This window comes from Flavobacterium pisciphilum, assembly GCF_020905345.1.
Lineage (GTDB): Bacteria > Bacteroidota > Bacteroidia > Flavobacteriales > Flavobacteriaceae > Flavobacterium > Flavobacterium pisciphilum.
In genome coordinates, this window is the sequence record NZ_JAJJMO010000001.1 from 2,049,960 (window position 1) to 2,070,386 (window position 20,427).

General features: G+C 32.5%; 21 protein-coding genes. 15 read left to right on the forward strand and 6 right to left on the reverse strand.

Annotated features, from left to right (window positions below; all coding sequences use genetic code 11):
- The first annotated feature begins 2 nt into the window (after positions 1–2).
- The 6 genes from LNQ49_RS08380 to LNQ49_RS08405 all read left to right on the forward strand — a co-directional run bounded on the left by LNQ49_RS08380 (position 3) and on the right by LNQ49_RS08405 (position 6,197).
- Positions 3–908: a ParB/RepB/Spo0J family partition protein gene (locus tag LNQ49_RS08380; RefSeq protein WP_229988199.1), complete on the forward strand. Its 906-nt coding sequence runs from the start codon at positions 3–5 to the stop codon at positions 906–908.
- Positions 901–1,464, forward strand: a complete 564-nt coding sequence (locus tag LNQ49_RS08385; RefSeq protein WP_229988200.1) for a DUF5683 domain-containing protein — start codon at positions 901–903, stop codon at positions 1,462–1,464. The genes LNQ49_RS08380 and LNQ49_RS08385 overlap by 8 nt, the downstream gene beginning before the upstream one ends.
- A 46-nt stretch (positions 1,465–1,510) precedes the next feature.
- A complete protein-coding gene (gene dapB, locus LNQ49_RS08390) occupies positions 1,511–2,209 on the forward strand; it encodes a 4-hydroxy-tetrahydrodipicolinate reductase (protein ID WP_229988201.1) in 699 nt (232 codons plus the stop codon).
- Between the two features lie 70 nt (positions 2,210–2,279).
- Entirely contained in the window at positions 2,280–3,836 is a 1,557-nt protein-coding gene (lepB, locus tag LNQ49_RS08395; RefSeq protein ID WP_229988202.1) for a signal peptidase I, read from the forward strand.
- A gap of 44 nt (positions 3,837–3,880) precedes the next feature.
- Positions 3,881–5,485 (forward strand): signal peptidase I, encoded by a 1,605-nt coding sequence (gene lepB, locus LNQ49_RS08400; protein WP_229988203.1) that lies wholly within the window; start codon positions 3,881–3,883, stop codon positions 5,483–5,485.
- Between the two features lie 97 nt (positions 5,486–5,582).
- Complete coding sequence (locus tag LNQ49_RS08405) at positions 5,583–6,197, forward strand: WbqC family protein (RefSeq protein ID WP_229988204.1); 615 nt, start codon at positions 5,583–5,585, stop codon at positions 6,195–6,197.
- A gap of 9 nt (positions 6,198–6,206) precedes the next feature.
- Here the strand turns inward: LNQ49_RS08405 and LNQ49_RS08410 are convergent, their stop codons facing one another.
- The 6 genes from LNQ49_RS08410 to LNQ49_RS08435 form a co-directional block, all read right to left on the reverse strand.
- On the reverse strand, positions 6,207–7,253 hold the full coding sequence (locus tag LNQ49_RS08410; RefSeq protein ID WP_229988205.1) for an endonuclease/exonuclease/phosphatase family protein: 1,047 nt from the start codon (positions 7,251–7,253) through the stop codon (positions 6,207–6,209).
- A 20-nt stretch (positions 7,254–7,273) separates the two neighbouring features.
- The gene (locus LNQ49_RS08415) at positions 7,274–8,140 is read right to left on the reverse strand and encodes a rhomboid family protein (RefSeq protein WP_229988206.1); all 867 of its coding nucleotides are present in this window, start codon (positions 8,138–8,140) and stop codon (positions 7,274–7,276) included.
- A gap of 42 nt (positions 8,141–8,182) precedes the next feature.
- Positions 8,183–8,998 carry a rhomboid family intramembrane serine protease gene (locus LNQ49_RS08420; RefSeq protein WP_229988207.1) on the reverse strand — a complete coding sequence of 272 codons (816 nt, stop codon included), beginning with the start codon at positions 8,996–8,998 and terminating at the stop codon, positions 8,183–8,185.
- The gene (gene mutL, locus LNQ49_RS08425) at positions 8,995–10,953 is read right to left on the reverse strand and encodes a DNA mismatch repair endonuclease MutL (RefSeq protein ID WP_229988208.1); all 1,959 of its coding nucleotides are present in this window, start codon (positions 10,951–10,953) and stop codon (positions 8,995–8,997) included. Before mutL ends, LNQ49_RS08420 begins: the two co-directional genes overlap by 4 nt.
- 163 nt (positions 10,954–11,116) lie before the next feature.
- A complete protein-coding gene (gene ribH / locus LNQ49_RS08430; RefSeq protein ID WP_229988209.1) occupies positions 11,117–11,686 on the reverse strand; it encodes a 6,7-dimethyl-8-ribityllumazine synthase in 570 nt (189 codons plus the stop codon).
- An 82-nt stretch (positions 11,687–11,768) separates the two neighbouring features.
- Entirely contained in the window at positions 11,769–12,554 is a 786-nt protein-coding gene (locus tag LNQ49_RS08435) for a tetratricopeptide repeat protein (RefSeq protein WP_229988210.1), read from the reverse strand.
- 242 nt (positions 12,555–12,796) lie between these two features.
- Between LNQ49_RS08435 and recF the strand changes: the two genes are divergently transcribed.
- The 9 genes from recF (at position 12,797) to LNQ49_RS08480 (ending at position 20,414) form a co-directional block, all read left to right on the forward strand.
- Positions 12,797–13,876: a DNA replication/repair protein RecF gene (gene recF, locus LNQ49_RS08440; RefSeq protein WP_229988211.1), complete on the forward strand. Its 1,080-nt coding sequence runs from the start codon at positions 12,797–12,799 to the stop codon at positions 13,874–13,876.
- Positions 13,877–13,939: 63 nt separating this feature from the next.
- Positions 13,940–14,641 (forward strand): thioredoxin domain-containing protein, encoded by a 702-nt coding sequence (locus LNQ49_RS08445; protein ID WP_229988212.1) that lies wholly within the window; start codon positions 13,940–13,942, stop codon positions 14,639–14,641.
- 14 nt (positions 14,642–14,655) lie between these two features.
- Positions 14,656–15,333 carry a DUF2461 domain-containing protein gene (locus tag LNQ49_RS08450; RefSeq protein ID WP_229988213.1) on the forward strand — a complete coding sequence of 226 codons (678 nt, stop codon included), beginning with the start codon at positions 14,656–14,658 and terminating at the stop codon, positions 15,331–15,333.
- Between the two features lie 9 nt (positions 15,334–15,342).
- The gene (locus tag LNQ49_RS08455) at positions 15,343–16,404 is read left to right on the forward strand and encodes a glycosyltransferase (protein WP_229988214.1); all 1,062 of its coding nucleotides are present in this window, start codon (positions 15,343–15,345) and stop codon (positions 16,402–16,404) included.
- A 177-nt stretch (positions 16,405–16,581) separates the two neighbouring features.
- The gene (murB, locus tag LNQ49_RS08460) at positions 16,582–17,595 is read left to right on the forward strand and encodes a UDP-N-acetylmuramate dehydrogenase (RefSeq protein WP_229988215.1); all 1,014 of its coding nucleotides are present in this window, start codon (positions 16,582–16,584) and stop codon (positions 17,593–17,595) included.
- 10 nt (positions 17,596–17,605) lie between these two features.
- On the forward strand, positions 17,606–18,064 hold the full coding sequence (locus LNQ49_RS08465) for a GNAT family N-acetyltransferase (RefSeq protein ID WP_229988216.1): 459 nt from the start codon (positions 17,606–17,608) through the stop codon (positions 18,062–18,064).
- Between the two features lies 1 nt (position 18,065).
- A complete protein-coding gene (locus LNQ49_RS08470; protein ID WP_229988218.1) occupies positions 18,066–18,680 on the forward strand; it encodes an FMN-binding negative transcriptional regulator in 615 nt (204 codons plus the stop codon).
- Positions 18,681–18,762: 82 nt separating this feature from the next.
- Positions 18,763–19,872 (forward strand): glycosyltransferase, encoded by a 1,110-nt coding sequence (locus tag LNQ49_RS08475; RefSeq protein WP_229988220.1) that lies wholly within the window; start codon positions 18,763–18,765, stop codon positions 19,870–19,872.
- On the forward strand, positions 19,863–20,414 hold the full coding sequence (locus LNQ49_RS08480; RefSeq protein WP_229988221.1) for an RNA polymerase sigma factor: 552 nt from the start codon (positions 19,863–19,865) through the stop codon (positions 20,412–20,414). The genes LNQ49_RS08475 and LNQ49_RS08480 overlap by 10 nt, the downstream gene beginning before the upstream one ends.
- Positions 20,415–20,427 lie beyond the last annotated feature (13 nt).

Genomic DNA, 20,427 nt, shown 5'->3' on the forward strand with positions numbered 1-20,427 from the left:
TTATGACAAAAGCGATTAAAAAACAAGCCTTAGGAAGAGGATTGTCTGCATTATTAAAAGACCCGGAAAACGATATAAAATCCGTAGATGATAAAAATGCTGATAAGGTTGTAGGAAATATCATAGAGCTTGAAATCAGTGCTATCGAAATAAATCCGTTTCAACCCCGAAGCAATTTTAATGAAGAATCGTTACGCGAGTTAGCCACTTCTATCAAAGAACTTGGTGTGATTCAACCTATAACTGTTCGAAAATTAGACTTTAATAAATATCAACTAATTTCTGGAGAGCGTCGTTTACGTGCTTCAACATTAGTTGGCTTAAATACTGTACCTGCATACATTCGAATTGCAAATGACAACGAATCATTAGTAATGGCATTGGTTGAAAACATTCAACGTCATGACTTAGATCCGATAGAGATTGCACTTTCTTACCAACGTTTAATCGATGAGATTCAGTTAACTCAAGAACAAATGAGTGACCGTGTTGGTAAAAAACGTTCTACAATTGCAAACTACTTACGCCTTTTAAAACTAGACCCGATTATTCAAACTGGTATTCGTGATGGTTTTATTAGTATGGGACATGGACGTGCAATTATAAACATCGAAGATTTAGATGTTCAAACCGACATTTATCAAAAGATCGTTAGTCGTAATTTGTCTGTACGTGAAACAGAAGCTTTGGTAAAAAATTACCATGAGAGCTTAAAACCAAAACCTGCTGGAAAACCAAATACTTCTTCATTTGATATTGAAGAAGAGCAAAAAAGTACATTTACAAATTATTTTGGCGCAAAAGTTGATATAAAGGTAGCTGGAAATGGAAAGGGAAAAATTACAATTCCGTTCCACTCAGAAGAAGACTTTGCCAGAATCATTAAATTAATAAACAGCAGTGAATAAAATAGTTCCCATAGGTCTATTATTTTTTCTAATAGGAAATACAACTATTTTTGCTCAGTCAAAAAAAGAAGATGCTGCCTTGGTAGCTAAAGATACCCTAAAATCAAATGATATAGACCCACTTACTCCTGCAAAAGCAGCTTTTTATTCAGCTATTTTACCAGGTTTAGGACAAGCATACAATAAAAAATATTGGAAAATCCCCCTTGTTTATGGAGCCATCGGAACAAGTTTATATTTCTATATTGATAACAATAAAAAATACCATCAATATAGAGATGCTTACAAACGAAGATTGGAAGGCTACAATGATGACGACTTTCAATATCTAGATGATAGCAGACTTATTGCAGGTCAAAAATTCTATCAACGTAATCGAGATTTATCTGCCCTAGTAACCTTGGGCTTTTATGTTTTAAATATAATAGATGCAAATGTCGACGCAGCATTAATTCAATTTAATGTTAACGAAAGACTATCGTTACGTCCAGAAATTTACCCCGACGATGTAACATTAAGACCAAACGTTGGACTAACTTTTAATTACCACTTTTAAAAACATAGCATACACTGCATTTTTTTAAAACATAACACATACACAAATGAAAATTGCGCTTTTAGGATACGGAAAAATGGGGCAAGTAATCGAAAGAATTGCTTTAGAAAGAGGTCATCAAATTGTCTTGAAAAAAGATGAATTTAATACTTATGATGGACTTGAAACCGCCAACGTAGCTATCGATTTTAGCGTTCCATCTGCTGCAGTTGCAAACATCTCAAATTGTTTTAACAACAATGTTCCTGTAGTTTCAGGAACAACAGGCTGGCTAGAACATTATGACGAAATGGTTGCTCTTTGCCATGAAAAAAAGGGAGGTTTTATCTCTAGTTCAAATTTTAGCTTAGGAGTAAACATCTTCTTTGAACTAAACGAGCACTTAGCTAGGATTATGGCTAAATTCGATAGTTACAAAGTAGACATGGAAGAAATCCATCATACACAAAAACTAGATGCTCCAAGCGGAACAGCTATCTCATTAGCCAAAGGGGTAATCGAAAACAGCACTTATACTAATTGGACTCTAGACGAAGCTAAACCTACGGAGATTCATATCGAAGCTAAAAGAATCGGTACTGTACCTGGTACACATACTGTAACTTACAACTCAGGAATAGACAGTATAGAAATAAAACATACAGCACACAATCGCGAAGGTTTTGCTCTTGGAGCAGTAATGGCAGCAGAATGGTTGGCTGGAAAACAAGGTATCTTTACGATGAAAGATGTTTTGGAATTTTAAATAAAACAATATTAAAAATATAAAATTCATCAGTCGAAAATTTATATTTTAAACTTTAAAACAAATTAGTATGACACTATATTTATGGTTTGTATTCTTCTTAGCAGTGCAAGTTATTCACTTTATAGGAACTTGGAAATTATATCAAGCTGCAGGTAGAAAAAGTTGGGAAGCAGCAATTCCTGTATATAATGCTATCGTACTAATGAAAATTATTGGTCGACCTACTTGGTGGACAATATTGCTTTTTATCCCGATCATTAACCTGATTATGTTTCCTGTAATATGGATTGAAACCTTAAGAACATTTGGAAAAAAATCAACTTTAGATACAATCCTAGGTCTTGTAACTTTCGGTTTTTACATCTATTATGTAAATTATACTCAAAAATTAGTTTATAATTCAAACAGAAGCTTAGTTCCAGAAACTAAAACTGCTGATACCGTTAGCTCTTTACTTTTTGCTATAATTGTAGCTACTTTAGTTCACACCTATATCGTACAGCCTTACACAATTCCAACTTCATCATTAGAGAAATCATTACTTATTGGTGACTTCTTGTTTGTAAGTAAGCTAAACTATGGTCCTAGAGTTCCAATGACTACTGTTGCTTTGCCAATGGTTCATGACTCTATACCAATGACTAAACAAAAATCATATCTAAAATGGCCACAATTGCCTTATTTTAGACTTCCTGCTTTTGAACAAATAAAACGAACAGACATTGTTGTTTTCAACTGGCCAATGGACACCGTTTACAGGTTTTTTGATACTTCAGGAAGAAGAGCAGACAAACCGATTGACAAAAAATCAAATTACGTAAAAAGATGTGTTGGTATTCCTGGAGATAGCTTAGCTATAAAAGACGGAATCGTTTACATCAACGGAAAAGTATTGGTTTTACCAGAAAGAGCAAAACCACAATACTCATATGCAGTAGCTTTAGACGGAAAAACTCCTATCGATTTTGAATCTTTATTAAGAGAATTAGACATTACAGATGGTGCTGGTTTCAAAGATGATGTAAAAAAAGACACTCTTTATTTCAGAGCATTAACAGAAGCTAGTGCAGCAAGATTAAGAAATGTTCCTGGAATTACTGATGTAAAAAGAGAAATTTCAAAAGGTGTAGATCCAGGTATTTTTCCACAATTAGATAATTGGAATGCAGACAATTTTGGTCCGATATACATCCCACAAAAAGGAAAAACAGTTGCTCTAACAACTAAATCTTTACCATTTTACAAAGCGATTATAAAAGAGTACGAAGGAAACGATTTAGAAGTAAACGGTTCTCAAATACTTATTAATGGTAAAGTTGCAACAACATATACTTTCAAACAAGATTATTACTGGATGATGGGAGACAACCGTCATAACTCAGAAGATAGCCGTTATTGGGGTTATGTTCCAGAAAATCATATTGTTGGAAAACCAGTATTCATTTGGATGAGTTGGGACACTAATGGTAAGGGAATAAATAAAGTTCGCTGGGATAGAGTTTTCACCACTGTAAATGGTGATGGTCAACCACAATCTTACTTTAAATATTTCTTATTTGCCCTAGCTGCCTTTTTCATTGGTGAGTACTTCTGGAAAAAAAGAAAAGAAAAAAAGAACCTATAACATTAAGTTCTTAAATAAATAATCTTGACCTAAAAAAAATAAATATGACGCTTTATACGTGGTTTGTATACTTCTTAATTATCCAAGTAATTCATTTTATAGGAACATGGAAATTATATGAGGCAGCTGGAAGAAAAAGCTGGGAAGCAGCAATTCCTGTTTACAACGCCATTGTATTAATGAAAATCATAGGTCGTCCAACTTGGTGGACCATATTGCTTTTTATCCCGATTATCAACCTGATTATGTTTCCCATAGTTTGGATTGAAACGCTTCGAACTTTTGGTAAAAAATCTACCTTAGATACCGTTTTAGGACTTGTTACTTTTGGTTTCTATATCTATTATGTAAACTATACACAAAAACTAGAATACAATGCCAATAGAAATCTAAAAGCCGAAAATAAAACTGCAGATACATTTAGCTCGCTTCTTTTTGCTATAATAGTTGCGACTTTAGTACATACGTATATTATTCAACCGTTTACAATACCAAGTTCATCATTAGAAAAATCATTACTTGTTGGTGACTTTCTATTCGTAAGCAAAGTAAACTATGGCGCAAGAATACCAATGACAACGGTAGCATTGCCAATGGTACACGATACCATTCCTTTCTTTAAAAAGAAATCGTATTTATTTAATGATGACATCACACAAAAGGAAACTTCATTTTTAAACAAATTTCAGTTACCTTATTTAAGATTACCTGGTTTTCAAGAAATAAAACGCAATGATATTGTCGTTTTTAATCAACCAGCCGACACCCTATTGGACATGAATAATTTTTCGCCAGATAGAAATTATTACAAACCAATTGACAAAAAAACCAACCTAGTAAAAAGATGTGTTGGCGTTCCTGGAGACTCTTTAGAAATCAGAAATGGACTTGTTTTTATTAATGGAAAAGAAACCAAATCAACAGAAAGAGTCAAACTACAATTCTCTTACAATGTCAAGTTTAAGGTTAAGTTCTCTACATACGAAGAGGTTACCAATCTTTTAAGACAATATGATATTACAGATGATCTAGGATACGATTCTAAAACTGATACTTACTATGTACAGGCAACTCCAGAAGCTGTAGCCATAGCAAAGAACAATCCATACATAGAAAGTCTTGAATTAAGAAAAGAAAACAAAGGCGAAAGAGACCCTAAGATATTCCCACACAATAAAAACTACAATTGGAACAATGATTTTTTTGGTCCAATATACATTCCTCAACAAGGAAAGACAATCAACATCAATTTGAATGTTTTGCCACTGTATAAACGTCTGATTACAGAATATGAAGGAAATGATTTAGTAGTTAAAGGAAACCAAATTTTAATTAATGGTAAACCAGCTACAACCTATACTTTCAAACAAAATTATTATTGGATGATGGGTGACAATAGAGACAACTCTATCGATGCAAGATATTGGGGCTTTGTACCTTTTGATCATGTAATAGGAAAACCAGTATTCATATGGATGAGCTGGGATACTCATGGCAAAGGACTTAATAAAGTTCGTTGGGATAGAGTCTTTACTACTGTAGATGGTGAAGGACAACCGCAATCATACTTTAAACATTTCTTATTCCTCTTGGCAGCTTACTTTGTTGGCGAGTATTTCTGGAGAAAAAGAAAAGAGAAGAAAGCATAATTAAAACACCTATCATTAAACAGTTAATTGCTTTTTTAATACTAAAACAAATAAGCGATTAACTGGTTAAACCATAATTCAATAAACAAATAAGCAAATGGAATCATTACTACTTCCGACCTACTTCCCTTCAATTAGCCATTTTTCAGTAATGGCACAATCTGAAAGCATTACGTTTGAAATAGAAGATAATTTCCAAAAACAAACCAATAGAAATCGTACTTACATTTATAGTCCAAACGGAATACAGCTATTAAACATCCCTGTAAAGCATTCTAAAAATGCACATCAAAAAACCAAAGAGATTCAAATAGAAAATGAATTTGATTGGCAAAAGCAACATTTTAAATCATTAGAAGCTGCTTACAGAAGCTCACCCTTTTTTGAATTTTTTGAAGACGACATCCGTCCATTTTTTGAAAAAAAGCACCAATTCTTAATGGATTTAAATTTTGAAGCATTAGATATTCTTTCGAAATGTTTACGAATGAAATTAGAGTACGCTAAGACCTCAGAATATTTTCACGACACAGATAGTACTATTTCAGACTTTAGAGCCTTAGCGAATGGAAAAAAGGACAACAACACATTCGAAACCTACACTCAGGTTTTTGATGACAAGCATGGGTTTATAAATAACCTAAGCGTATTAGACTTACTTTTTAATGAAGGGAAGTACGCAATGGAATATTTGAAGAATCAGAAAATATAATTTTCAGGATTACTCCATAGAAAGAGTTGCCATAACTGGGAAGTGGTCAGAATTTTCGAAGTCTGAAAAACTCTCAAATTTCTTTACTTTCATCATATTGTCAGCAAAAATATAATCGATCCTAGCAGGATAATAACGAAATTTATAAGTAGCTCCAAATCCTTCTCCAGCCTCTTCAAAGCTATCTTTTAGTTTTCCTTTAATATTGCGGTATACGTATGAAAAAGGGCTATTATTCATATCCCCACATATTATCAGAGGGTAAGTACATTCTTTTTTGTTCTCTCTAAAAATTTCTGCTTGTTCTTGCTGCTGCTTAAATGCTTTACTGATTCTAGAAAGAATTAGCTGTGATTTTTCTTGATTCATCACATCAATATTCTCGGATATTTCATTTACATCAGGCGAAATTTTTATCGACTGCAAATGCATATTATAAACTCTAATAATATCCTTACCACGCTTTATATCAGCATAGATTACATTATTATTTGATTTAGGAAAAACAATATTTCCTTGATACAATATAGGAAACTTAGAAAAAATTGCCTGACCCGTTTTAATCTTATTCCCTTCCATAAAGATGTAACGATGTGGATAAGCTTTTAAATCAATATTTGCAGAATTGGAGAATTCCTGAATACATAAAATATCTGGATTTTTTTCGTCTATAAAAGCCTTTATATCAAGAGCAACATCCTCTCTATCAATCCATTTAAAAACGTTAAACAGTCTCACATTATAACTCATCACTGTAAAATCCTTTTCATTTTTGACATACTCTTTAGTCGAAAATTTATAGAACTTATTTATAAAAGTAATTCCCATCAAGAGAACTAACCCCGATAGAATCATGCGTTTTTTAAACTGAATTGCCCAATAGAAAAAGAATAGCCCATTGAATACAAAAAACAATGGCATAAACAACGTTAATACCGATAGAAGAGGGAAAATCTTGGGAGCCAAAAAGGGTAAAATATAAGCACTAAATGTCAATACAGTAAGCACTATATTCAAAAAGAACATTATTTTATTAAACCATGAAAGATTCTTCATTCCCCTTTAATTAATGATTTTTATTTCCCAGCTTTAAATAAAAATTCTTTTTCTTCTTTTGTTAAACAATCATAACCTGACTGACTAATTTTATCTAAAATTTCATCAATTTGCTGTTGCGTCTTGTCTTTAGTGACGATTTTTGAAGTGGTTCTTTGATTAGGCACATTATTGTAATTTTTATGCACCTTCTTAAAAGGAGTCGATGGTGATTTCTTAAATAAATTAATAAAGAAATCTAAAACACGAGTTACAATCTTACTTAAATCTAAACCGTTTTGTAATAACTTAATAAAAACAAAACCGAAAATTGCACCTGCAAGATGAGAAATATGACCTCCCATATTCCCTAAACGAAACTGCATAAGATCCAATACTAAAATAACGACTGTAATATGCCATAATTTTACATTCCCAATAAGCAACAAGCGCACGGTCATTAATGGCTGATACGTTGTTGTAGCCACTAAAATTGCCATAATAGCAGCCGAAGCACCGACAACAGAAGAATTAAGGCTTAAAAAATAAAAGCTAAGTGCAAATACTACTCCTGCAAAGATTGCACTTAAAATATACAATCCCAAATATTGCTTTTCTGTAAAAAAAGTCAAAAACAAAGAACTTGCAAAGTTCAATACTAACATATTAAATAACAAATGCAAAAATCCGTCATGAAAAAAGGCATACGTAAGGAATGTCCAAGGTTTGAATAAAAAATCTGACGGATCAGATGATAAAGCCAACCAACTTGGAAAAGCAAATTGCCCTACCGTGAACTGATAAAAAAACACCAATGAAATTAAAAAACAAGCAATATTCCAATAGATTACTCGCTGAGCAATTCCGCCTAATTTGTATTGCAACTTTAAATCGTCTATAATATTCATATGTGTTTTATGTTTTAAAATTTAAGTAATAAAGCTAAAAAATTAATTCCAACGATTATTATTAAACTGAGTCTTTTTCCAATACCACATCATCAAATATCCAACGAGTGCACCACCAACGTGAGCAAAATGAGCTATACCTGTTCCTCCACTTCCAAACAATGAATTTCCTTTAAATCCTAAAAACAAATCAATTGCAATAATTCCTGGAACAAAATATTTAGCTTTAATAGGCACAGGAATAAACATAAGTGCTAACTCCGCATTAGGGAACATAAAAGCAAAAGCAACTAAAAGTCCATAAATTGCACCTGAAGCTCCAACCATAGGAGTCTGGTTAATTACTGAAGCATCAAACAAACTTTTAAAATTAATCTCATTTAACAGATTCGTTTTTCCTGCTTTATCTAAAATAGGTCTGATACCATCCATAAATAAATCTCCACGATAGATCGTACCATCTGTAAAATTCACATTTAATATTTGGTGCAATGAACTATCTGATAAACCTAAACTAGACGCTCCTTCTAAAGTATTTTGTATTTGAAGATAATTAAACCCTAATTGCAACAAGGCCGCTCCTAGTCCACATGAGATATAAAAGAATATGAATTTTTTCCCTCCCCAAAAATGTTCCAATGCTGATCCAAAAGAAACCAGAGCAAACATATTAAATGCAATATGCATAAATCCTCCATGCATAAACATATGCGTAATTGGCTGCCAAAGTTTAAATTGATAGTTCTCTGGAAAATACAACGAGAAGTACTCATAAGAAACTGGCACTAATTGTGAGCCAAGGAAAAAGATAATATTAATTATCAATAGTTGTTTTACAACAGGAGTCATGTTCATCATAATGCAAATTTTTTATCTATATCTTCCACACGCATGGTAATGAAAGTTGGTTTTTGAAATGGAGAAATATTTGGATCTTTACAAGCAAAGAGCCCATTTACTAAATTATCTTGTTCTTTTTCTGTCAAGTACGAGCCTGTTTTTACAGCCATACTTTTTGCCATCGATTTGGCAATTGTATCATTTTGAGAAAAACTACTTTCTGGAATTCCACCTTGTAAATCACTCAACAATTGTTCTATAACCAGTGACACTTCGCTCTCTGTACTGTTAACTGGTATTCCTGAAATCACAATATGGTCCTCGGATGTAGGCTCAAAAACAAAACCAGTATTCACAAGTGATAATTGCAATTCCTTAATAATTTCTAAATCTGTAGATGAGTAAAACAAATTCAAAGGAAACAACAATTGCTGACTTGAAGCTTGATTAACTGTCATGTTATGCAAAAACTGTTCGTATAAAATACGTTGGTGAGCACGTTGCTGATCAACAATCACCATTCCAGATTTTATAGGCGAAACAATATATTTTTTATGTATTTGATACGTCTTATGAACCGTTTGTTCAATCTCATCATCATTAAACAAAGACGAAGTTACTTCTTCATTCTCAAAAGACATCATCCCTATTTCTTCAATATCCTGTTCTAAGCCAACGTATAAACTTTCCCAACTAGCAGTTGATTCTGGTTTTTTATAACTAGAATAAGAATTAGAACCAGAGCTACCTCCTGAACCAGAGCTACCTCCTGAACCAGAGCTGCCTGAACCTGAACTATAACTAGAACCAGAGCTAAAGCTAGATTCTGAACCTAAATTAGCATAGTGTTTATTTGTTTTATCATCAGTAAAAGGATTGAAAGTACCATCAACTTGAATTGTAGGCGTTTCTCCTTCTAAATCTTTATAATGGTAAGGCGTATCTAAATTAGCATCACGATCAAAATCCAAAACAGGAGCAACGTTAAATTGTCCTAAACTGTGTTTAATTGACGCTCTTAAAATAGCATATAAAGCTTTTTCATCATCAAACTTAATTTCAGTTTTAGTTGGATGAATATTAATATCAATAGTATTAGGTGGTACAGACAAATACAAGAAATAACTTGGTTGTGCGCCATCTTTTAAGATTCCATCATAAGCAGCCATAACTGCATGATGCAAATAGCTACTTTTAATAAATCGGTCGTTAACAAAGAAAAACTGCTCTCCCCTACTTTTTTTAGCAAATTCAGGTTTGCTTACAAATCCTTTTATTGCTACAATTTCAGTTTCTTCATTTACAGGAACTAATTTTTCATTTGTTTTACCTGCAAAAATTCCAACAACACGCTGTCTAAAACTTGAAGGAGGCAAATTATACATTTCACTTCCATTATGATAAAAAGTAAAATGAATATTAGCATGTGCCAAAGCTACACGCTGAAACTCATCCATAACATGACGAAATTCAACTGTATCTGACTTTAGAAAGTTTCTTCGGGCAGGAATATTAAAAAATAAGTTTTTAACCGCAAATGAAGTTCCTACAGGCAAGACAGCAGCTTCCTGAGAAACAAACTTACTGCCTTCAATAACAATATGCGTTCCAAGTTCTTCCTGATCTTGCTTGGTTTTCATTTCCATATGAGCAATCGCAGCAATAGACGCTAACGCTTCTCCACGAAATCCTTTGGTATGCAATGAAAACAAATCTTCAGCTTGACGTATTTTAGAAGTTGCGTGACGTTCAAAACACAAACGTGCATCGGTAACGCTCATTCCCGAACCATTGTCAATTACTTGTACCAATGACTTTCCTGCATCTTTGATGATTAATTTAATATCTGTTGCCTTAGCATCCACTGCATTTTCTAAAAGTTCCTTCACCACCGAAGCAGGTCTTTGAACCACTTCTCCAGCAGCAATTTGGTTGGCAACATGATCAGGAAGTAATTGTATAATACTCGACATTAAAAAAAATTTGGGTTTATGGTTTAGGCTTTTGGTTTAAAACCAAAGTTTACAAATTTAATGAATTTATACTGTCTTTTATGACTTAATAAATCATAAAAAAAACAAAAAACCTATACTATTTTTACACAGTATAGGTTTCAAAATTCTTACAAATGTATTTTTATTTTTCTAGTTCCAAAGGCTTGTCTTCTATTTGAAGCGCCCCTGCTGACAACAATTGTTGGTCTTGAAACTGATTTAAAGATGCTTGCTGACGAATGTATGCCATTTTTATTGCTGCAATAGCAGCCTCGGTACCTTTGTTACCGTGAATACCACCACTTCTGTCAATAGATTGTTGCATGTTATTATCTGTTAATACACAAAAAATAACTGGAATATCAGTTTGAACATTCAAGTCTTTAATTCCTTGAGTTACACCTTCACATACAAAATCAAAATGCTTCGTTTGCCCTTGGATTACACATCCAATAACAATTACAGCATCAACGTTTTGAGTTTGCAACATTTTTTTCGCTCCATATATCAACTCAAAACTCCCAGGAACATTCCATCGAATAATTTGTTGTGCAGGAACTTGGTTCTCAATGAATGTTTCAAAAGCGCCATTATAAAGGCCTTCTGTTATAGTGTCGTTCCACTCAGAAACAACAATCCCAAATCGAAAATCTTTCGCATTTGGGACTGTGTTTTTATCGTAATCGGATAAATTTTTATTTTCGGTAGCCATCTTTACTATTTAAGATTTTAGAATTTAATTTCAGATTGCTAAAATACAAATCTTAAATCTAAATTTCTAACTCTACAATTATTTATTGTGCTAAACCAATCAAAACATCTACAGAAGCTGCTTCTGGAGTCGCTTCATAATTCTCCTTAATATCTGTAAAATATTTAAGAGCATCTGATTTTTGACCTAAAGCTAAAGCAGTTTTACCAGCTTTTAACAAGAAACGTGGCGTAGTAAAATCATTTTTATTTAATTCAGCAGCTTTAACGTAATAGTCTAAAGCTTCTTTTGGTTGATTTTTTTGAGAATGAGCATCACCTATAGCACCTTTTGCCAAAGCACCTAAAATTAAATCTTTAGACTTAAATTTATCTAGATAAGAAATTGCCTCATCATATTTACCAGTATTTAAATATGCAATACCAGCATAATAGTTTGCTAAATTTCCAGCATCAGTTCCAGAATATTCATCTGCGATTTTTAAAAATCCGAATTTACCTTCTGAACCGTTTAATGCTAATTTATACAAAGAATCACTAGCTACACCGTTAGTTGCTTTTTCAAAGTTTTGTTGAGCAACAAACATTTCATTAGCAGCCTCTTCTTGTTTAGGAGAAGCAATAAATTTTTGGTAAGCTAAATAACCTATAGTCCCTACTGCAATTGCAGCAACTAATCCAATAATAATTTTTTGGTTTCTAGCAACCCAATCCTCAGTTCTAGAAGCAGTCTCATCTAATTTAGAAAAAACTTCAGCAGTTTTACTGTTTTTCCCATCAAGAATTACTTGTTGTTCTTCATTAACAACTTCATCTTTAACTTCTTTTTCTTTTGGTGCTTTATATCCTCTTTTATTGTAAGTAGCCATTTAAAATTAATTTAGTGAACGGCAAAAATAAAATTTTTATTGAAACTTACATGAAAAAAATCAATTTTAAATTAATTTTAAAAAAATATCCTTCAAAATAGCGCTTTTTTATGTAGCAAAATCAAAATAATTCACACACAAGCCTCCAAAAAACGGTTTATATCGATATTTTTCAATAATTTGCACACGCTTAAAAATTGTTACATTAAAACAACAACAAGCTTTATTTCAGCAGTTTAAAAATGTATTTAAAAAAGATTTCTTTATTCAACTATAAAAATTTTTCAGAAGCCAATTTCGAATTTGACAAAAAGATAAATTGTTTCGTTGGAAAAAATGGTATTGGAAAAACCAATGTACTCGATGCTATCTACCATCTAGCCTATGGAAAAAGCTATTTCAATCCCTTGGCAGTGCAAAATATCAAGCATGGAGAAGAGTTTTTTGTAATAGATGCTGAGATAGAAAAAAACGAACGAAATGAACAAATCGTCTGCAGTTTAAAAAAAGGACAGAAAAAAATCCTAAAAAGAAACGGCAAGGCCTATGATAAATTCTCAGACCATATAGGTTTTATTCCTTTGGTAATAATTTCGCCAGCCGACAGAGATTTAATTGTTGAAGGAAGTGAAACTCGCCGTAAATTTATGGATACTGTGATTTCACAATTAGACCCACAGTACCTACAACAACTTATCCAATACCAAAAAGTAATTAGTCAACGCAACGCACTACTTAAATACTTTGCATTAAATCATGTTTTTGACAATGTCACCTTGTCTATATATAATGAGCAATTGGATGGCTACGGAAAATCTATTTTTGAAAAAAGAAAACAATTCATCGAAGCTTTCATTCCAATTTTCAATGCACACCATCATGCAATAACAGGTTCAGAAGAAACCGTTCAATTAGTCTATGAAAGTCATTTATTCGAAAAAGACTTACTCATTCTACTACAAGAAAACATCAATAAGGACCGCGCTTTACAATATACTAGTGTCGGAATCCACAAAGATGATTTATCATTTGAAATCGATAACCATCCTATTAAAAAATTCGGTTCACAAGGACAGCAAAAATCTTTTTTGATAGCTTTGAAATTGGCACAGTTTGAATTCTTAAAAAAACAGAGCGGCGTGAAACCAATTTTACTTTTTGATGATATTTTCGACAAACTAGATGAAACTCGAGTAGCCAAAATTATCGAGATGGTAAACAATGATACTTTTGGACAACTTTTTATTTCGGACACGCACCCAGATCGCACTGAATCTATTGTAAAATCAACGCATCAGAGCTATAAAATATTTAATTTATGATTTTGTAAAGATTTGTAAATTAAAAAAAAACTTAAATTAGCCTACACATTAAAATTAAAGATTATGAAATCCCCAAAAGTACTCCTTATTATAATTGCATTTGTACTCGCATCTTGCAACGGACAATCATCTAAAAATATCGAAATTATTGAACCAAGCGTTTTCGCAGAAAAATTAAGCGCTACTCAAAAGCCTCTAATTTTAGATGTAAGAACTCCTGAAGAATATACAGCAGAACACATTGAAAATGCCGTAAATGTAGACTGGAAAGGTAAAGACTTTGCTACAAAGGCAGCAACCTTTGATAAATCAAAACCTGTTTTTGTATATTGCTTAAGCGGTGGCAGAAGTAAAAAAGCAGCTCAAAAACTACAAGAATTAGGATTCACAACCATATATGAGCTTGATGGCGGGATTATAAAATGGAACGCAGAAGGCTTTACAAATGCAAATCCTAACAACAAAACAATAGGAATGACAAGCCAAGAATATGAGACTTTATTAAATTCTGATAAAAAGGTTTTGGTAGATTTTTACGCAGAATGGTGTGGTCCTTGTAAACAAATGACTCCCTATCTTACTAAAATGCAAAAAGAACTTGCTGATAAAGTAGTTATCATTCGCATAGATGTTGACAAAAACAAAACCTTGGTAAAAAACATGAAAATTGACCAGCTTCCAACTCTAATACTTTATGAGAACAAGGAAGTAAAATGGAAAAACACAGGATTTATTAGCGAGACTGATTTAAAAAAACAACTATAATAAAAACTAAAAATATGCTCACCAAAGAAAGTTTACAGTTTTTAGATGACTTAAAAGCCAACAATAACAGAGATTGGTTTTTAGAAAATAAAAAGCGATATGAAATCTTCAAAAAAGATTACCATCAGCTAGTTGCCAATTTTTTAGATGCAATGAAACCTATGGATCCTTCATTGGAGTTATTAGAAGTAAAAAATTGCACATTCAGAATCAACCGAGATATTCGCTTCTCTAAAGACAAATCGCCATACAAAGCACATCTTGGAATTTGGCTTTCTACTGGAGTAAAAGGACAAAACCGTTCTGGATATTATGTACACATTGAGAAAGGTGCTAGTTTTATAGCTGGTGGCTTATACTCACCTGAAGCCGAAGACTTAAAAAAAGTACGTAAAGAAATAGCTTTTTTTCATGAAGACTTAGAAGCCATTGTAGCCGATAAAAATTTCAATAAAGAATTTGGAAGCTTAGATGTAACCGAGACCAATTCGCTAAAAAATCCACCACGTGGATACGAAAAAGACCATCCTGCAATTGATTTTTTGAAACTAAAAAGTTTTACTGCAATGCAGAAATACGACATAAAAGAAGTAACTCAGAAAGATTTTGTCTCAAAAATGAGTCAAAAACTTATCGCCTTAAAACCATTAAATGAATTTATCAATCGTGCGTTGACCACTGATGAATTCTAATTAATAAGAATGAAAAAAAGAAAAATACTTTTTCTTGGAGAATCATATCGAGCCGATGCCATTACATGGATGAAAGGCTTAAAGGAGTTTGGCGATTTTGAAATTTGCACTTGGGAACTCAAAACGCCAAACAATACCAAATTAAATCGTTTCAAGCGAATAGCTGAATACGCTTTTGCTCCTTTTACAATTAAAAAAATCATTCGATTAGAAAAACCCGACATGGTTATTGCTGAAAGAACAACTAGTTATGGTTTTCTAGCTGCATTATCAGGCGTAAATACAATTGCAATTGCACAACAAGGGCGAACTGATTTATGGCCTGAAAAATCTATATTGTTACCCTTAAAAAAGATAATTCAGAAATATGCATTCAAAAAAGCACATTTAATACATGCTTGGGGACCTGTAATGACAATTTCCATGAAAGCCATTGGAGTTGATATGAATAAAGTTTTGGTCTTACCAAAAGGAATTGACTTATCTCTTTTTTCTGCTACAATCAACAATTCTGATAAAATCGAAGCAATTGTCACTCGTTCACTACAACCCGAATACAGACACGATTGTATTTTAAAAGCATTTGCCATTTTAGATAAAGAAAATATTGATTTCAGTCTAACAATTGTTGGTGACGGAACTAGATTAGAATATCTAAAAAAACTAGCATTAGAATTAAATATTCAAAACAAAGTAATTTTTACTGGTCGAATTGCAAATACAATTTTACCCCAATTATTACAACAAGCCAACTTTTACATCAGCATGCCAAGTACTGAAGGGGTTTCCGCCTCATTATTTGAAGCTATGGCTTGCAATTGCTACCCCGTTGTATCTGATATCCCAGGAAATCAAAGCTGGATACAACATCGCTACAGTGGACAATTAATACCAATTGACAATGACAGCAAACTTGCGGAAGAACTTATTTGGTCATTTAAAAACACGCTATCTCGAAATCAAGCAGTTATTGAGAATAGAAAATTTGTTGAAGAAAAAGCAAATTATTCTACCAACATGAAGATTATTGCTGATAAATACCATGAGTTATTGAATTCACGGTCTGCATAAAAATTGTTTTAACCGCAAGACAAGCAAAACTCACAGAACTTTATTAAAAAACTTTGCTTGCCCTGCCGTTAAACATTCAAAATTTTCAACTCGATATTTATCTCAAAGACAACTCAAAATAGATTAAAATCCTTACTTTTGAGCTCTCGATTAATTCTACAAAAAAGTTTCGCATTTATGGAAATTCTATCTCAATTTTCTTTAAAAAATCACAATACATTTGGCATTGAAGCAAAAGCAAAACAATTCGTTGCTGTACATTCAATTGCCGAATTAAAAAAGGTATTGGAAGAAAATAAAAATCAAGAAAAATTCATTCTCGGAGGAGGAAGCAATATGCTTTTGACCAAAGACATCGATGCCTTGGTAATTCATATTGACCTAAAAGGAAAAAAGACAATCAAAGAAAACGACGATTACGTTTGGGTCGAAAGTCAAGCCGGAGAGACTTGGCATGATTTTGTACTTTGGACAATCGAACAAGACTTTGGCGGATTAGAGAATATGTCTCTTATTCCGGGTAATGTAGGGACTACTCCTGTTCAAAACATAGGTGCTTACGGAACGGAGATAAAAGACACGTTTGTTTCATGCGATGCGATGAATATCGAAACTCAAGAAATAAAAACGTTTACCCATAGTGAATGTAATTTTGGATATCGAGAAAGCATTTTCAAAAACGAAGTAAAGGACCAATATATTATAACATCAGTAATTTACAAACTAACAAAACGCAATCATAAGATCAATACATCTTATGGGGACATTACTGCTGAATTGGCCAAAAACAACATTACAAATCCGAACTTAAAAGACGTTAGCAATGCTGTAATTGCAATAAGACAAAGTAAATTACCAGACCCTAAAGAATTAGGAAACAGTGGTAGTTTTTTTAAGAACCCAATTTTATTGAAATCAGATTTCGAAAAAATCCATCAGAAATTTCCAGAAATGAAATATTATGATGTTTCTGAAACTGAAGTAAAAGTTCCTGCAGGCTGGCTTATCGAACAAGCTGGGTTTAAAGGAAAACGTTTTGGCAATGCTGGGATTCATAAAAACCAAGCACTGGTACTCGTTAATTACGGGAATGCAACAGGTCAAGAAATTTTGGCAATCTCAAAAGAAATTCAAAAAACAGTATTTGAAAAATTCGGAATACACATAGAAGCAGAAGTTAATGTGATTTAAATCTAAACAAATGAGTGAAACTCTTTCTATCAGAACAGCAAATCCCGATGACGAAAATGTAACTTCAATACTAAATGAATTATGTTTAAACCTTCAGGAACGTTTTGGCAGCAATGGTAAAAACTCATTTATCGATTGGAAAAACAACAACTCAAAATATGTATTTATTATAGCCAAACTCGATAATGAAATTGTAGGATGTGGTGCAATAAGACCCCTCTCGGAAACTACTGCAGAAGTAAAAAGAATGTACGCTAAATATCCTCGAAAAAAAATCGGCCAAACTATTTTATCTTTTCTAGAGGCCAAAGCCAAAGAAATTGGTTACTCCAAATTAGTTTTGGAAACCCGGATTAAAAATTTAGAAGCAACTCAATTTTATCTAAAATCTGATTACACAATCATTCCAAACTATGGCAAGTATGCGAATAACACAGAAGCCATTTGTTTTGAAAAAAAATTAATATAAAATGCACATACCAAGTATATTTAAAAACGAGGATCCAGAAGCAATTAGATCTTTCCTTAAAGAAAACAGTTTCGGAATATTGATAAATCAAACAAATGGAAAATTATGGGCAACGCATATTCCATTAGAAATAGAAACAAGAGAAGGCAACAAGGAAGTACTATGTGGTCATATTTCCAAATTAAACCCACAAGGTGAAGGGTTCGTTCAAAACGATCAAATCTTAGCTGTTTTTTCTGGAGCACACAGTTACATCTCATCTTCATGGTATGACCATGAAAATGTACCTACTTGGAATTATAGTGCTGTACATATATATGGTCGAGTAAAAATCCTAGATCACGAAGCTGCAATTGAATCGCTAAAAAAATTAGTAGATAAATATGAAGCTAGCTCTGAAAAACCTACCCGTATAGAAGAGTTATCTGAAAAAACAATGCGACAAGCACATGGGATTATTGCTTTTGAAATTGAAATAGATGAAATTCAGGCAACTAAAAAAATGTCACAAAATCGAGATGACGTTAACTACAAAAACATAATCACAGCCTTAGAAAAAACAGAAAACCCTCAGTCTATTGCGGTTGCAAAAGAAATGTCAAAATGCCGAAAGTAATTACACTTTAAAGGTTGAAAATCGAGAATTGATAATTACATTTGCACTCGCAAGATTCAAAATCAAAAGACATTAAAATCAGATGCTTACAATTATTTTATACTTTTTTATTGCTATCGTTGTAGTACAGCTTTCTTATTATTTGGGTGTATTTAGTAAATTTTCTTTTGCTAAAACACAGAATATCACTACAAAGAGAATTCCAATTTCAGTTATTGTCTGTGCAAAAAATGAAGCTGAAAATGCAATTAAATACATTCCATTATTAATTGAACAAGATTATCCAGATTTCGAAATTGTTTTAATAGATGACGCTTCAAGTGATGAAACGTTAGAAATTTTTGAACTTTTCGAAAGTCAACACCCAAACCTTATCCGTTTAGTTAAAGTAAAAAACAACGAAGCTTTTTGGGGAAATAAAAAATACGCCTTAACATTAGGTATCAAAGCAGCCAAAAAAGAGTATTTATTATTTACAGATGCCGATTGTTATCCTACTTCTAAAAATTGGATTACAGCCATGAGCTCTCAATTTACAATGAACAAAACTATTGTTCTAGGATATGGCGCTTATGACAGAATAGAGAAGTCATTCTTAAATAAAATCATTCGTTTTGAGACTTTACTTACTGCAATCCAGTATTTCTCTTGGGCAAAAGTAGGCAAACCCTATATGGGAGTTGGTCGTAATTTAGCATACAAAAAAGAAGAATTCTTTAATGTAAACGGTTTTATCAGTCACATTCAAGTTCGCTCAGGTGATGATGATTTGTTTATCAATCAAGCTGCCAATAGCAACAATACAACTATAGCTTACTCTCCAGAGAGTTTCACATATTCAAAACCAAAAGAAAAATACAAAGACTGGTTTATTCAAAAAAGAAGACACGTAGCTACTGCTAATTACTATAAAACTTTTGACAAAATACAATTAGGGATTTTTTACAGTTCACAATTGTTGTTCTTTATATTAGCAATTATTCTATTGTCTTTCCAGTTTCAATGGATTATCGTTTTAAGCTTATTTGTAGTGCGATACATAGCGGCTTGGCTGGTTGTAGGATTTTCTGCCGGAAAATTAAAAGAAAATGATTTAAAATTTTGGTTTCCTATTGTAGAAATTGTGCTTATATTCACTCAAATTAATATCTTTATAACTAATATCTTTTCAAAACCGGTACATTGGAAATAAATTCTAAAATAGAGAAAGCAAAAAATGGAGACCAAATCGCCTTCACTTTTTTGTTGGACCATTATTGGAATGAAGTTTATAGCTTCATGCTTAAACGCACAGAAAACGAAACAATTGCCGAAGATATTACTATCGAAACTTTCTCTAAAGCTTTTGATAAAATAAAGACTTACAATCCCGAATTTCAATTCAATACTTGGCTCATTGCAATCGCAAAGAATGTCCACATTGATTTATTACGTAAAAAGAGAGCCAATCTTTTTATCGAAATTACCGATCAAGAAAACCAACAAGCTTATAATATTGCCGACACTACTCCGTCTGCAGAGGATGAATTAATCACTGAACAAAATTTATCCCGATTGTTACATTGCATCAAAGAATTAAAGCCCCATTATCAGGAAGTAATTCAGCTACGCTATTTTCAAGAAATGAGTTATCAAGAAATTGCACTCAAAATAAATGAGCCATTAAGCAATGTAAAAATAAAATTACTTCGTGCTAAAAAATTATTAGCAGAAGTAATTAAAAACAAAAGATAATTTACTATCTTTA

Coding starts and splice junctions, on each gene's coding strand:
- LNQ49_RS08380 (WP_229988199.1), top strand. CDS start 3: ATGACAAAAGCGATTAAAAAACAAGCCTTAGGAAGAGGATTGTCTGCA.
- dapB (WP_229988201.1), top strand. CDS start 1,511: ATGAAAATTGCGCTTTTAGGATACGGAAAAATGGGGCAAGTAATCGAA.
- lepB (WP_229988202.1), top strand. CDS start 2,280: ATGACACTATATTTATGGTTTGTATTCTTCTTAGCAGTGCAAGTTATT.
- lepB (WP_229988203.1), top strand. CDS start 3,881: ATGACGCTTTATACGTGGTTTGTATACTTCTTAATTATCCAAGTAATT.
- LNQ49_RS08405 (WP_229988204.1), top strand. CDS start 5,583: ATGGAATCATTACTACTTCCGACCTACTTCCCTTCAATTAGCCATTTT.
- LNQ49_RS08410 (WP_229988205.1), bottom strand. CDS start 7,253: ATGAAGAATCTTTCATGGTTTAATAAAATAATGTTCTTTTTGAATATA.
- LNQ49_RS08415 (WP_229988206.1), bottom strand. CDS start 8,140: ATGAATATTATAGACGATTTAAAGTTGCAATACAAATTAGGCGGAATT.
- LNQ49_RS08420 (WP_229988207.1), bottom strand. CDS start 8,998: ATGATGAACATGACTCCTGTTGTAAAACAACTATTGATAATTAATATT.
- mutL (WP_229988208.1), bottom strand. CDS start 10,953: ATGTCGAGTATTATACAATTACTTCCTGATCATGTTGCCAACCAAATT.
- ribH (WP_229988209.1), bottom strand. CDS start 11,686: ATGGCTACCGAAAATAAAAATTTATCCGATTACGATAAAAACACAGTC.
- LNQ49_RS08435 (WP_229988210.1), bottom strand. CDS start 12,554: ATGGCTACTTACAATAAAAGAGGATATAAAGCACCAAAAGAAAAAGAA.
- recF (WP_229988211.1), top strand. CDS start 12,797: ATGTATTTAAAAAAGATTTCTTTATTCAACTATAAAAATTTTTCAGAA.
- LNQ49_RS08445 (WP_229988212.1), top strand. CDS start 13,940: ATGAAATCCCCAAAAGTACTCCTTATTATAATTGCATTTGTACTCGCA.
- LNQ49_RS08450 (WP_229988213.1), top strand. CDS start 14,656: ATGCTCACCAAAGAAAGTTTACAGTTTTTAGATGACTTAAAAGCCAAC.
- LNQ49_RS08455 (WP_229988214.1), top strand. CDS start 15,343: ATGAAAAAAAGAAAAATACTTTTTCTTGGAGAATCATATCGAGCCGAT.
- murB (WP_229988215.1), top strand. CDS start 16,582: ATGGAAATTCTATCTCAATTTTCTTTAAAAAATCACAATACATTTGGC.
- LNQ49_RS08465 (WP_229988216.1), top strand. CDS start 17,606: ATGAGTGAAACTCTTTCTATCAGAACAGCAAATCCCGATGACGAAAAT.
- LNQ49_RS08470 (WP_229988218.1), top strand. CDS start 18,066: ATGCACATACCAAGTATATTTAAAAACGAGGATCCAGAAGCAATTAGA.
- LNQ49_RS08475 (WP_229988220.1), top strand. CDS start 18,763: ATGCTTACAATTATTTTATACTTTTTTATTGCTATCGTTGTAGTACAG.